This is a genomic window from Clostridium facile, assembly GCF_014297275.1.
GTDB lineage: Bacteria > Bacillota > Clostridia > Oscillospirales > Ruminococcaceae > Massilioclostridium > Massilioclostridium facile.
Map to the genome: position 1 here is coordinate 153,516 of NZ_JACOQK010000001.1, position 13,088 is coordinate 166,603.

The following is a 13,088-nucleotide window of genomic DNA, read 5'->3' on the forward strand; positions in this document are numbered from 1 at the left end:
TGTTTTCATTTTATTTTATGCAATAAAAACCATAACAAATTTTATGTATGTTTTATTTTAACATTATATCCATCTTTTTGCAAGAAGTAAGAAGCAATCCCTTCATTTATTGTAGGAAATTTTTTATTTTATTCTTATAGAGAGCAACAGCTTTATTTTCTATTTTATCATTGTACATAGACGAATACTAGAAAAATAGATCTAATTTTGTGGTGGAAATCATTTCAAAAGAAAAAAATTCATGTTATAATTTGAATAAAATGTTATAAGTAAGAAGGGAATGTTATGAAAAAATATTTATCTATCTGTTTTTGTTTGGTTTTTATACTTGTTTTTACAAGCGGATGCTCAAACGAAGAGATAAAGACGGAAATTTGTTATGCGAAACAAGAGAATTGGGCTTATTGTGAAACACAAACAGATAGTAGGAAAGCAGATGTATTTTTTATCTGTCCGACAGTATTCGATGGAAATGAAACGAATATGTCTTTGGAAGATGAGGATGCAAAAGAATCGTTTTTAGGAGCGATTAATATGGAAAAAGGGATCTATGATGGTTCTTGTCGTGTTTTTGCGCCTTATTATCGACAAGCAGGACTTAATGTATATGAACTTCCCGACGAGGAAAGGGAGCCTTATCTTCAATCCGCTTACAAGGATGTGAAACAGGCTTTTGAATATTATTATAAACACTATAATAAAGGAAGGCCAATTGTGCTTGCTGGGTTCTCACAAGGAGCAGATATGAGTTTGAGGCTTTTGAAAGATCAATTTGATAATAAAGAACTATCAGAAAAATTGGTGGCTTGTTATGCGATCGGGTGGAATGTGACACAAGAAGAATTGGAGGAATATCCTCATATGAAATTCGCTACCAGTGAAACGGATACAGGGGTAATTATTTCTTTTAACAGTGAGGCGGAAAATATAGCCGATTCCCTTATTGTTCCTGAAAATATGAAAACTCTTGCGATCAACCCTCTAAATTGGAAAACAGATAGTACATTTGCGGACCAAAGTTTAAACCAAGGAGCTTGTTTTACCAACTATAGTGGAGAGATTGAAACAGAAATTCCGCATCTTACAGGCGCTTATATTGATGATGTACGTGGTACCTTAAAGGTAATAGATGTAACGCCGGAGGAATATCCGCCAGTTTTAGAACTATTTGAAGATGGGATTTACCATTTATATGACTATCAATTTTTTTATCGGAACCTTCAGGAAAATGTCGGAAAACGGGTTGCTACATACGGATCTGATTGAAAATTTTCTATTATTGATATATAGATATATATTCGTATCCTAGAGGAGTATTTATGGATCTGTTTCTGCTGAAAAGACTTAATATCATTTACTATATGAAAATAGAACAAAGATGCACGAGAAAATCTACTCAAAGAATTAAAAACATTATAGCATACAGAATAATCAATATGTTTTGATTATTCTATCAAGGAAAAACGGTACTATATCTTTCCAGGAATTGTGTGAATATCATTTTGATATGTATGGGGAACAGGATTCGTTGTTGCGAAAGAATTATAATTTTTTGAATTGATTAAGATTATTTTATTGTAAAGCTGGGCTTGATTAAACAAGGATTTTACAGCAAAAAGATTTGATTTTTTATGATAACAGAAGTATAATAATTTAGTTAAAGGTTAATTTATAAGGGTCTGGAGGATTTTGGTATGTCAACAAAAGCGGAGTTATTTTTTCAAGAAATGAACAGCAAGAAGATTGCGTTTATCGGGATGGGTGTTACCAACCTGAATATTATTAAACTGTTTTTATCCAAACAGCTGGATGTTACTGTCTGTGATCGGCAAACAAAAGAAAAATTGGGAAAAAACTATGATGAATTGCTGGCGTTGGGCGCCAAATTTGTGTTGGGGGAAGATTATCTAGAAACCCTTTGTGATTATGATGTTATTTTCCGTTCCCCAGGAATTTATTTTTACCATCCAGCCTTGCAGAAAGCAAGGGAGCATGGCTGTGTTGTGACCACTGAGATGGAAGTATTCTTTGATTTGTGCCCCTGTAAAATTTATGCGGTTACAGGTTCTGACGGAAAAACCACCACCACTACTTTGATTGGGAAAATGTTGGAACAACAGGGATTTAAAGTCCATGTAGGCGGAAATATCGGCAAGGCACTGCTTCCAGAAATTGAAACCATCCAGCCAGAAGATATTGCTGTAGTGGAACTATCCAGTTTCCAGATTATTTCTATGCGACAGTCCCCAGATGTGGCAGTGATTACCAATATTTCTCCAAACCATTTGGATGTCCATAAAAACATGGAAGAATACATTCAAGCAAAATGTAATTTATTATGGCATCAAAACGCATTTTCTAAGGCTGTATTAAACCATGATAACGAAATTACCGATGGACTGGACCGTTATGTAAGAGGAAAACTGTGTAAATTTAGCAGGAAGGAATGCCCAACCACTGGAACCTGGTTGGACGAACAGGGCTATTTATATTTAGTCAACAATGGTGTCAAAACAAAATTATTCCATAAAGATGAGATTAAAATTCCAGGTATCCACAATGTAGAAAATTATCTTGCGGCAATCGCCGCTGTGTGCGATGTGGTAACCCCTGAAACCATGCACCAGGTTGCCACTACTTTTGGCGGGGTAGAACACCGTATTGAGTTAGTACGGGAACTGGATGGTGTAAAATGGTATAATGATTCTATCGCTACTAGTCCAACTAGGACAATTGCTGGTTTAAATTCTTTCCAGCAAAAAATTATTGTCATTGCAGGTGGTTATGACAAACATTTGGCATATGAACCACTGGCTCCAAAATTAGTGGAAAAAGTAAAAGCTTTGGTGCTGATGGGAGCAACTGCTCCAAAAATTGAAGCTGCTTTGCTGGCTTGTCCTGGTTATGATTCAGAACAGCTTCCGATTTACCATGCAGAGAATATGGAACAGGCAGTTCAGAAGGCAAAAGAGATTGCCCAACCTGGGGATATTGTTTCCCTTTCTCCTGCATCCGCCAGCTTTGATTTATATAAAAACTTTGAGGTGAGAGGAAACCACTTTAAACAGTTGGTAAATGAACTGCAATAAGCAGGAGGAATTGGAATGGAAAGAACAGAATTATTATTTCAGTTGGGGAGCCAGGTTGGCGTATCCGGCTTAGAAACCTCTGCAATACAATTCGCAAAAGAATTAATCAAGCCTTACGCCAAAAAAGTTGTGGTTGATCGAGGTGGCAGCTTACTGGCAACAATTGTAGAGCCAAAAGAAGGAAAGCCACACATTTTGTTGGATGCACATATTGACGAAATCGGGTTGATTGTAACTGGAGTTACATCCGGTGGATTTTTACGTGTAGCAGCCTGTGGAGGAGTAGACCGAAAACTACTATTGGCGCAAGAAGTAATTGTACATGGAAATCGAGATGTATACGCAGTAGTTGCTTCGAAACCACCTCACTTAGAAACAGCAGATGACCAAAAAAAATCCCCTGAAATTGACCAGATTTTATTGGACACTGGATTGACAGAGCAACAGGCAAAAGAATGGATTCCATTGGGAAGCCGGGTGTCTTTCTGTGCCCGACCACAACAGCTGTTAAACGGAAGGGTTTCCTGCAAATCTATGGATGACCGTTCTGGTGTCGCTTCTATCTTCATGGCGTTAGAGCAGTTAAAGGAAAAGGAACTTTCCTGTGGTTTGTCCGTGCTGTTCAGTTCCCAGGAAGAAACTGGGGAACGGGGAGCAAAAACAGGCGCTTTTGGTTTAGGTGTGACCCATTGTATTGCAGTGGATGTCAGCTTTGCATATACCAGTGATGCTCCGGAACATAAATGTGGTAAACTGAGCCAAGGGGTGATGATTGGTATTTCCCCTACTTTGGATGTTGGAATTAGCCAGGAACTAGAAGAACTGGCAAAACAATATCAAATCCCTTATCAATTGGAAGTGATGGGGGGAGCCACTTCTACCAATGCGGATTCCTTGGCCTTAACTGGAGCGGGAATCCGATGCGGGCTTTGCTCGATTCCGCTCCGTTATATGCACACGCCGATTGAAGTAATCGACCCACAGGATGTGCAAAGTGTAGCAGACCTGTTGGCTGCCTATGTTTTGAAGATGGGGGGCTGATTGTGATGAAAGAACAATTGAGAAAATTATGCCAGATCAATGGGATTTCTGGAAGGGAACACAAGGTAAGGGAAGAAATCTTATCTCAGATTTCCTCCTATTGTGATGACCTGCATGTGGACCCATTGGGCAATATTATCGCGTTTAAAAAAGGAAAAAAGACACCAAAACAAAAGCTTTTAATCTCCGCTCATATGGATGAGGTTGGACTGATTGTGACCGGAATTACCTCGGACGGTATGCTGCGGTTTGCCATGGTAGGAGGCATTGACGCCAGAGTGTTGGTAGGGCGTTCTGTGCTGGTTGGGAATTCTATCCCTGGTGTTATCGGGACCAAAGCAGTGCATATGCAGTCCGCTGAGGAAAAGGCAAAAGCAACCCCAGTAGACCAATTATATATCGATATTGGCGCCAAAGACAAAGAGGATGCGTTACAGTATGTTTCTTTGGGAGAAAGTGTTTGTTTCCAAAGTGAACCTGTAGAATTTGGAAACAATTGCTTGAAAGCAAAAGCCATTGATGACCGTTTTGGCTGCGCGTTAATGATACAGCTATTGCAATCAGAACTTCCCTGTGATTTATATTGCAGTTTTGTGGTACAGGAAGAAGTGGGTCTGCGAGGCGCAAAAGTAGCTGCCCATGACATTTGTCCGGATATTGCGATTGTGCTGGAAGCGACAACTGCTGGCGATTTGGCCGGAGTAGAAGAATTAAAGCAGGTATGTAGCTTGGGAAAAGGTCCTGTCATTCCATTTATGGACCGTGCCACCATTTATGATTATGACTTGTATCAATTTGCGATGGAAACAGCAAAGCAACATCATATTCCATGCCAGACCAAAACAGCAGTAGCTGGTGGAAATGATGCAGGGGCGTTTTCGGTTTCCTGCGGAGGGATCAAAACTGTATCAGTTTCTGTCCCTTGCCGTTACCTACATTCCCCTTGTTGTGTCATCAACTGGGAGGATGCGGAAAATAGCCTTGCTTTGGTTCAGGCAATGCTGGAAAGATTCGCAAACGAATGATTGTACAGATTCATCAAGAAAATAAAGGACTGTTGGAGGCGTTTTTCCAGCAGGTAGACCATCCGCAGCTATTAAAAATACAGGCGCATTATCAGGCATATGGTTTACAATACCCCTTTTGCAGTTTTTTTGTGGCCGAACAAGATGCTGTAATGGCGTTAATCCATGGAGTCTTGCTAGTTTATGCAAAAGAATTTCAGCCAGAATACAATGAGTTTTTCCAGTGGTGTGGAGCGGGTTCCATTAGCATGAATCCAGTGGAAGGGGTTCGCCTTCCTTTGGCGGAACGCAAAACAGGCAGCCTGATGGTTTGCAGTAATCCTGTTTCCACCTCTGGAATTTCCTTGTCTAACGGAACGATTGAGCAGGCATTCCAAATCTTGCAACAGACGTTTCCAGAAGAATATTCCCAACAATCCCATGACAGTTGGTATTGTGAGATGTCCCATTATATTCGCCATGGGGTGAGTAAATTGTTTGTAACTCCGGGACAAGCGACAGTAACGTTGTTTTGTGAAAATTCCAAGCTGGCGGTTCTCAACCAGATTGCTGTTTGCCCCAGTTTACATGGAAATGGGATAGGCAGCCAGTTTGTGGGGAGTTTGGTAAACCATTTATTACACGAAAAAAAATCAGTTTGGGTATACAGCCGCAATCAGCGGACAGACCGTTTTTATCAACGGCTCGGTTTCGTAACCGTAGAGCAATGGTGTGAATACAGATAACTACATAAAGGAGATATTTATGATTGAGAACTTTTTTTCCATTGATGGAAAATTATTGAAGCTTGCACAGCAGGCAGAAGTAGAGGCACAGGAGGCATTTGCCCAGATTGAAGAAAATTCCGCTTATAACGAAGCGAAAGTGCTAAAAGCATTTATTGATAATCGGGTAAGTGAAAGCCATTTTGCCGGCAGTACAGGATATGGCTATGGAGACAGAGGGCGAGAGGCGTTGGATGCTGTATTTGCCCAGGCATTGGGTGCGGAGGACGCTTTAGTGCGCCATAATTTTGTTTCTGGAACCCATGCGCTGACCACTGCGTTGTTTGGCGTACTGCGTGCAGGGGATACTATGGTATCCATTACTGGAAAGCCTTATGATACCATGGAAGAAGTGATTGGTATCCGTGGGGAAGGAAATGGTTCCTTAAAGGATTTTGGGGTTTCTTATCGCCAGGTAGACCTGTTGGAAAATGGGGAACCTGATTATGATCGGATTCCAGAAGTAGTAAAAGGGGCGAAAGTGGTTTATTTGCAGCGGTCCCGTGGATATTCTTTGCGCCCATCTTTTACAATTGAAGTGATTGGAAAAATGATTGCGGCAGCACGTTCCACGAATCCAGACGCTATTGTGGTTGTGGACAACTGTTATGGCGAATTTGTGGAAAAGAAGGAACCTTTAGCAGTTGGTGCGGATTTAATCATCGGGTCGTTGATTAAAAATCCAGGTGGCGGTATTGCAGAAACTGGTGGCTATATTGCGGGCAGAAAAGATTTGGTAGAGTTGTGTTCCTATCGTTTAACCTGTCCGGGAATGGGAAAAGAGGTTGGCTGTACCTTAGGACAGAGCCGTTCCATGTTTATGGGGCTGTTTTTTGCGCCAAGTGTAGTGGCAAACGCTTTGAAAACTTCCTGTTTCGCTTTAAAGCTATTTGAATTGTTAGGATTTGAAGTGTATCCCAAATGTGGGGATCCACGTACTGATATTATTGCGGCAATCCAGCTGGGAACGCCGGAAGGGTTGGTTGCGTTCTGCCAGGGAATCCAAAAGGGCTCCCCTGTGGATGCTTTTGTTGCGCCGGAACCTTGGGATATGCCAGGATATGATTCGGAGGTTATTATGGCAGCGGGTGCATTTACACTGGGTGCTTCCATTGAACTCTCCGCTGATGCTCCATTAAAGGAACCTTACGCTGTTTGGCTACAAGGAGGATTGACCTATGCCTCCGGTAAAACGGGGATTTTGTTGGCAGCCCAATCCATGTTGGAAAAAGGCTTGTTGAAATTGTAAAATTTCCTTGCTTTTTCAAATAATCTATGGTATACTGATAAAGCATTTATCCTACCGTCGTGCGGCTTGCCGTAAGGACGAGAGTTTATGCCGAATCAAATAAGCATGAAACCGGACAGTCCTCTGCCAATCGGGCAAGAATGTCCCTAAAAATTAGGAGGAAATTATGGACGCTTTAAAATTGATCCATGAATCAAGCATGAAAAAAGAACTGCCTGTTGTTAACGTTGGTGACACAGTAAGAGTTCACGTTCTCATCAAAGAGGGCGACAAAGAGAGAATTCAGGTATTTGAAGGAACCGTTATCGCTAAAAAACATGGCGGTGTTTCCGAAACCTTCACAGTTCGTCGTATCGCTTACGGCGTAGGCGTTGAAAGGGTATTCCCAATTCACTCACCTCATGTTGCAAAAGTAGAATTAGTTCGCTCTGGTAAAGTTCGCCGTGGTAAACTGTACTACCTGCGTGACAGAGTTGGTAAAGCTGCTAAAGTTAAAGAAAAAATCTAATTTTACTAAACAGAAAACACCCTGTAAAAATACAGGGTGTTTTTGTTTTATCGGGAGCTTTTTTAAACAGAAGCATATCATTTTGATTATGTGTGATTTGTTGGATATGTAATTAGGGCACATTCCTATACCCAATCGCTCTAGTTCCATTTAGAGAATCCTATTTTTGTGATGATAATTAGAAAATGTTCTCATTATTAGAATGTAGTGCTGCTTAAAAACCAAAATTTTATATAGACCTTTGACGAAAAAATTAAATAAAATTTCTTGAAAATACATTTGTTGATTTTTAAAAGATCAGGATACTTTATTCTTGTTCAGCTGCTTTTTGAGCAATTGCTAAAATTTCTGGAAAATGTTTTTTCATATTAATCGGTTTCAAGCTGGTTGTTGTCCAGGCATGTTTGGTAAATCCAAAATTAATTGGTTTCTCTTCCCCGTTGCGGTACACTTCATATCCAAATTCAATGCGGGAAGGGGTTAATTTTGTGACCCTGGTACAGATGGTTAGTTCATCTTCGTAATAGGCGGAACTTTTATAAGTACATCCTAATTCCAACAATGGGAGCATTACACCGGCTTGTTCCATTTCAGAGTAGGTCATACCTGCCTGTTTGATAAAATCTGTCCTTGCTGCCTCATACCATACTGGGTAAACAGAATGATGGATAATCCCCATCTGGTCTGTTTCCGCATAGCGGGCAATAATTTTTGTTTTTGAAACCATTTGCTACACCTCATTTATGACAAAAAATAAATAGAAAAGTTGAATTGGAAGGTTTGAAATCCTTTATTTTTCATCATATCTCCTTTCTTTTTATTTGTCAAATCAGTATCATTGGAAAAAAGAATTTTACATTGCGTTCCTACCTTTTTAGCGTAAAATATGGTATACTGAAAACAATAGATCACCTGCTATTTGAATGGAAAGGGGGCTTTATATGAACCGGGAATTGGTTCGTCACTTTGAGCCGGTAACAGCGGAAGAACAGCATATTTTGGAACGGATGAAACATGGGGTAAAGCGGATAGAGAAAGATTTATATACCTCTACAAAAGGATTTACGGTGGAAAGTAAAAAAATGATGCAAAAAACAGGAGTTTTAATTGATATCCGTCCCCATACCCGTTTTATTTCTTTTCCAAAGCATAGCCATAACTATATAGAAATTCTGTATATGTGTTCTGGTAGGACCAAGCATATTATCAATGGCAATATAGAGGTTACTTTAAATACAGGGGATTTGCTGTTTTTAAACCAATATTCTACCCATGAGGTGTTGCCTGCCAGTATTGATGATATTGGAATTAATTTTATTGTATTGCCGGAATTTTTTGATGTGACATTTGGAATGTTGGAAAAAGAAAATGTATTAAGCAATTTTATTATTAGCACTTTATGCCATAACGTTAATGATTCTAACTATTTGCACTTTAAAGTGGCAGATGTTTTACCAATACAGAATTTGGTGGAAAACCTGGTATGGTCGATTGTTTATCCACAGGAAAATGACCAGGAAATTAACCAAACTACAATGGGTCTGCTGTTTATGCAGCTATTAAATTATACAGATACTATTGAGCAGGTAAACCCAAACCAATATAAAAATTCTATTGTGATGAAATCCTTAAAATATATTGAGGAAAATTATAAAGAGGCCAGTTTGACAGAATTGGCTGCTAAATTAAACCAGTCTGTTTCTAATTTAAGTAAACTAATTAAAGAACAGACCCATTCTACTTTTAAAGAACTGCTACAAACTAAACGGTTACACCAGGCAGAACGGCTGCTTAATAACACAAGAATACCAATTACAGATATTATTGGGGCTGTAGGATACGATAATACCAGTTATTTTTACCGGATTTTCCGTGAAAAATATCATATGAGCCCAAAAGATTATCGCCGCTATCATCAAGGAAAATAAGGACGTAAATTTGATAAAATTACGTCCTTGTTTTATCGCGAAAAAACTCGTATAATACAAGTACTAACAGACGAAAAAGTCAAAATAACTAATGGAGGAATAAAAATTATGTACGATGTGAACAAAGGCTACGAAGTAGCGAAAGAATTTTACGCTCAGTACGGCATTGATGTTGATGAAGCAATTAAAATTTGTAATGAAACACCAATTTCTATGCACTGCTGGCAAGGCGATGATGTTATCGGTTTTGAAAAAAAAGAGGGCGGATTAACCGGTGGTATTCAAACAACAGGTAACTATCCTGGTAAAGCTAGAACTCCAGAAGAACTGCGCGCTGACATGGAAATGGCTATGAAATTTATTCCAGGTGTGAAAAAAGTAAACCTGCATGCGAATTATCTGGAAGCGGATACTTTTGTAGACCGTAATGAAATTGAACCAAAACACTTTGAAAAATGGGCTGATTGGGCTGTAGAAAAAGGTATTGGCTTGGATTTCAACCCTACATATTTCTCTCATCCAAAGAGTGAAGTAGCTACTTTATCTTCCGCTGATGAAGATATCCGTAAATTCTGGATTGAACACGGTATCCGTTGCCGTAGAATTGGCGATTATTTCGCAAAAAGAACTGGTAAACCATGTGTTATCAATCACTGGACACCAGATGGGGACAAAGAATTCCCAGTTGATACAATTAGCCCTAGACTGCGTATGAAAGACAGCTATGACCAAATTTTTGAAGCAACGAAAGATGTAACAGGTGTTATTGATGGTATTGAATCTAAAGTATTTGGTATTGGTGCTGAAAGCTATACAGTAGGTTCCCATGAATTTTGCATGGGCTATGTAATGAGCAAAGGTATTGACCATATTATCATGACTCTGGATACCGGCCACTATCATCCAACCGAAGTTGTTTCTGCGAAATTAGGTGCTGTTTACGCATTTTCTGATAATGTATTACTGCACGTTTCCCGTCCAGTTCGTTGGGACTCTGACCATGTAGTAAACTTTGATGATGAAACAAGAGCGATTATGGAAGAACTGGTTCGCTTGGGCAAATTGGATAAAACTTATATTGCAACAGACTTCTTTGATGCTTCTATCAACCGTGTTGTTGCTTGGGTTAACGGTTTGAGAAACGTTAGAAAAGCAATCTTAGCAGCTCTGTTACAGCCAGTAGCTATGATGAAAGATTTGGAAGCAAAAGGCGATAACAGCTCTAGATTGGCTGTTACACAAGAATTTAAAGCTGCTCCTTTCAATCTGGTTTGGGATTATTACTGTGCAAAAGAAAATGCAGGCGTAGGTCTGGAATGGTTGGAAGAAGTAAAAGAATACGAAAAAAATGTTCAATCTAAGAGAGGCTAATTGATTTAGAATTTTATTTTCGTATGGCTTTTTCGTCAAAAACGTATTATAAAAACAGGCGGTTGGATTACCGCCTGTTTTTTTATGGGTGTATTAGCTCAGTCCATAACCCCTTTATCACTTATTTCGTAAATATATCTTTACATCTGTTCCAGGAATAAACTTATCAATGAGGATATTTTTATATTGGTAGTTTATCCATCAAAAAATAGCTGATATATTTATAGTAGCAATACCAAAAATTTTTGGATATTGGAAAAGAAATAGCATCTATTTTTCTTTATAAAATAAGGAATTGGTGAAATAGCAAAGAGATTTCCTGAAAAATTACTGTTCATCTTTCATAACGGCATACCCCTTGAAAATGTTAAATGGAGAGAACAGAAAAATCCTTGAATATCAGCAAATTTTATGCTATAGTGAAGAAAGATTTTTTCTGATTTTTGGAGGAATAAATGAGTATTTTAACGGTAGAACATGTAAGCCATGGTTTTGGGGCTAGAAAAATTTTAGAAGACGCTTCGTTCCGTTTATTAAAAGGGGAGCATATTGGGCTAGTTGGAGCCAATGGGGAAGGAAAAACCACCTTTTTAAATATTATTACAGGAAAATTGATGCCGGATGAAGGGAATATTAGCTGGTGCAAACGGATTACCACCGGCTATTTAGACCAGTATAGCACTTTAACTCCTGGAAAAACAATCCGTGAAGTATTACGGGAAGCGTTCCAATACCTGTTTGATTTGGAACAGGAAATGATGGAACTGTATGATAAAATGGGGGACTGTCCTCCGGAAGAAATGGATGCTATGATGGAAGACGTCGGGGAAATCCAAGAAACATTGGAACACAATGGGTTTTATATCATAGATTCCAAAATTGAGGAATACGCCAATGGTTTAGGCTTAGGAGAAATCGGACTGGACCGGGATGTAACCGAACTCAGTGGTGGACAGCGAGCCAAAGTGCTATTAACAAAATTGTTATTGCAAAACCCAATGATTTTGATTTTGGACGAACCTACTAACTTTTTGGATGAAAACCATATCGCTTGGCTGAAAAACTTTTTAAAGAACTATAAGAATGCCTTTATTTTGGTTTCCCATGATATTCCTTTTTTAAACGATGTAGTCAATGTGATTTACCATGTAGAAAATGCTGTTTTAACCCGCTATACTGGAAACTATGAACAGTTTAAGGAAATGTATGAGCTGAAAAAACGCCAGCTGGAACAAGCATATGAAAAACAGCAAAAAGAAATCGCCCATTTAGAAGACTTTATCGCAAGGAACAAAGCCCGAGTTGCCACAACCAACATGGCAAAAAGCCGGCAGAAAAAGCTGGACAAAATGGAATTGATTGAATTGGCAAAAGAAAAAATAAAACCCAGTTTTTCCTTCCGTACTGCTAGAACGCCAGGACGTTGCGTCATAACAGCGGAAAATTTAGTAATTGGATATGATTCCCCATTGACAAAACCACTGAACTTTATCTTGGAACGTAACCAAAAAGTTGCGGTAAAAGGGGTAAATGGTTTGGGGAAAACCACCTTATTAAAAACCCTGCTGGGTATACAGCCTGCAATTTCTGGAAAAGTAGAGCTAGACCAATTTGTAGAAGTGGGGTATTTTGAACAGGAAGTGCCCGATTCTTCAAAGACAGCATTGGATATCATTTGGGAGGAATATCCCAGCATGACCAATGCGGAGGTACGGGCAGCCTTAGCGAGATGTGGGTTGACCACGGAACATATTACCAGCCAAATGAAAGTATTATCTGGTGGTGAAAATGCGAAAGTACGTCTTTGTTCATTGATGTTAAAAGAATGCAATCTGTTGGTATTGGACGAACCAACCAACCACTTGGATGTAGACGCCAAAGAAGAATTGAAAAAAGCAATCCGTGAGTTTAAAGGGACAGTATTATTAGTAAGCCATGAACCAGAATTTTACCAGGATGTTGCAACCGAAATCTGGAATGTAGAAGACTGGACCACAAAAATCGTTTAGTGCCATCGAAAATTTATTACAACAATGATAAAAACCTGAAATATAGATTCGTTTATGTTTCAGGTTTTACTTTTTCTTTATGATTCTTCCATATCTGGGATAAA

11 protein-coding genes are annotated in these 13,088 nt (G+C 39.1%); 10 read left to right on the plus strand and 1 reads right to left on the minus strand.

The window, feature by feature from the left end; all coding sequences use genetic code 11:
• Positions 1-285: 285 nt before the first annotated feature.
• The 7 genes from H8Z77_RS00595 (at position 286) to rplS (ending at position 7,676) form a co-directional block, all read left to right on the plus strand.
• On the plus strand, positions 286-1,266 hold the full coding sequence (locus tag H8Z77_RS00595; RefSeq protein ID WP_186995831.1) for a DUF3089 domain-containing protein: 981 nt from the start codon (positions 286-288) through the stop codon (positions 1,264-1,266).
• Positions 1,267-1,694: 428 nt separating this feature from the next.
• A complete protein-coding gene (gene murD, locus H8Z77_RS00600; protein ID WP_186995832.1) occupies positions 1,695-3,089 on the plus strand; it encodes a UDP-N-acetylmuramoyl-L-alanine--D-glutamate ligase in 1,395 nt (464 codons plus the stop codon).
• A 15-nt stretch (positions 3,090-3,104) separates the two neighbouring features.
• Positions 3,105-4,130 (plus strand): M20/M25/M40 family metallo-hydrolase, encoded by a 1,026-nt coding sequence (locus H8Z77_RS00605; protein WP_186995833.1) that lies wholly within the window; start codon positions 3,105-3,107, stop codon positions 4,128-4,130.
• 5 nt (positions 4,131-4,135) lie between these two features.
• A complete protein-coding gene (locus H8Z77_RS00610) occupies positions 4,136-5,155 on the plus strand; it encodes a M42 family metallopeptidase (protein ID WP_186995834.1) in 1,020 nt (339 codons plus the stop codon).
• Positions 5,152-5,880 (plus strand): GNAT family N-acetyltransferase, encoded by a 729-nt coding sequence (locus H8Z77_RS00615; protein WP_186995835.1) that lies wholly within the window; start codon positions 5,152-5,154, stop codon positions 5,878-5,880. Before H8Z77_RS00610 ends, H8Z77_RS00615 begins: the two co-directional genes overlap by 4 nt.
• Positions 5,881-5,899: 19 nt before the next feature.
• Positions 5,900-7,168, plus strand: a complete 1,269-nt coding sequence (locus H8Z77_RS00620; RefSeq protein WP_186995836.1) for a methionine gamma-lyase family protein — start codon at positions 5,900-5,902, stop codon at positions 7,166-7,168.
• 166 nt (positions 7,169-7,334) lie between these two features.
• The gene (gene rplS, locus H8Z77_RS00625) at positions 7,335-7,676 is read left to right on the plus strand and encodes a 50S ribosomal protein L19 (protein WP_069988158.1); all 342 of its coding nucleotides are present in this window, start codon (positions 7,335-7,337) and stop codon (positions 7,674-7,676) included.
• Between the two features lie 307 nt (positions 7,677-7,983).
• Here rplS and H8Z77_RS00630 read toward each other — a convergent pair whose 3' ends face one another.
• On the minus strand, positions 7,984-8,403 hold the full coding sequence (locus H8Z77_RS00630) for an acyl-CoA thioesterase (RefSeq protein WP_186995837.1): 420 nt from the start codon (positions 8,401-8,403) through the stop codon (positions 7,984-7,986).
• A gap of 214 nt (positions 8,404-8,617) precedes the next feature.
• On the opposite strand from H8Z77_RS00630, the gene H8Z77_RS00635 reads away from it, so the two are divergent.
• From H8Z77_RS00635 to H8Z77_RS00645, 3 genes are all read left to right on the plus strand, one after another.
• Positions 8,618-9,604 carry an AraC family transcriptional regulator gene (locus tag H8Z77_RS00635; RefSeq protein WP_069988160.1) on the plus strand — a complete coding sequence of 329 codons (987 nt, stop codon included), beginning with the start codon at positions 8,618-8,620 and terminating at the stop codon, positions 9,602-9,604.
• A gap of 108 nt (positions 9,605-9,712) precedes the next feature.
• Entirely contained in the window at positions 9,713-10,975 is a 1,263-nt protein-coding gene (locus H8Z77_RS00640) for an L-rhamnose isomerase (RefSeq protein ID WP_069988161.1), read from the plus strand.
• A 455-nt stretch (positions 10,976-11,430) separates the two neighbouring features.
• Positions 11,431-12,984 carry an ABC-F family ATP-binding cassette domain-containing protein gene (locus tag H8Z77_RS00645; RefSeq protein ID WP_186995838.1) on the plus strand — a complete coding sequence of 518 codons (1,554 nt, stop codon included), beginning with the start codon at positions 11,431-11,433 and terminating at the stop codon, positions 12,982-12,984.
• Positions 12,985-13,088 lie beyond the last annotated feature (104 nt).

Excerpts from the sequence above, each read along its gene's own strand:
- H8Z77_RS00595 (WP_186995831.1), top strand. The coding sequence starts at position 286 with ATGAAAAAATATTTATCTATCTGTTTTTGTTTGGTTTTTATACTTGTT.
- murD (WP_186995832.1), top strand. The coding sequence starts at position 1,695 with ATGTCAACAAAAGCGGAGTTATTTTTTCAAGAAATGAACAGCAAGAAG.
- H8Z77_RS00605 (WP_186995833.1), top strand. The coding sequence starts at position 3,105 with ATGGAAAGAACAGAATTATTATTTCAGTTGGGGAGCCAGGTTGGCGTA.
- H8Z77_RS00610 (WP_186995834.1), top strand. The coding sequence starts at position 4,136 with ATGAAAGAACAATTGAGAAAATTATGCCAGATCAATGGGATTTCTGGA.
- H8Z77_RS00615 (WP_186995835.1), top strand. The coding sequence starts at position 5,152 with ATGATTGTACAGATTCATCAAGAAAATAAAGGACTGTTGGAGGCGTTT.
- H8Z77_RS00620 (WP_186995836.1), top strand. The coding sequence starts at position 5,900 with ATGATTGAGAACTTTTTTTCCATTGATGGAAAATTATTGAAGCTTGCA.
- rplS (WP_069988158.1), top strand. The coding sequence starts at position 7,335 with ATGGACGCTTTAAAATTGATCCATGAATCAAGCATGAAAAAAGAACTG.
- H8Z77_RS00630 (WP_186995837.1), bottom strand. The coding sequence starts at position 8,403 with ATGGTTTCAAAAACAAAAATTATTGCCCGCTATGCGGAAACAGACCAG.
- H8Z77_RS00635 (WP_069988160.1), top strand. The coding sequence starts at position 8,618 with ATGAACCGGGAATTGGTTCGTCACTTTGAGCCGGTAACAGCGGAAGAA.
- H8Z77_RS00640 (WP_069988161.1), top strand. The coding sequence starts at position 9,713 with ATGTACGATGTGAACAAAGGCTACGAAGTAGCGAAAGAATTTTACGCT.
- H8Z77_RS00645 (WP_186995838.1), top strand. The coding sequence starts at position 11,431 with ATGAGTATTTTAACGGTAGAACATGTAAGCCATGGTTTTGGGGCTAGA.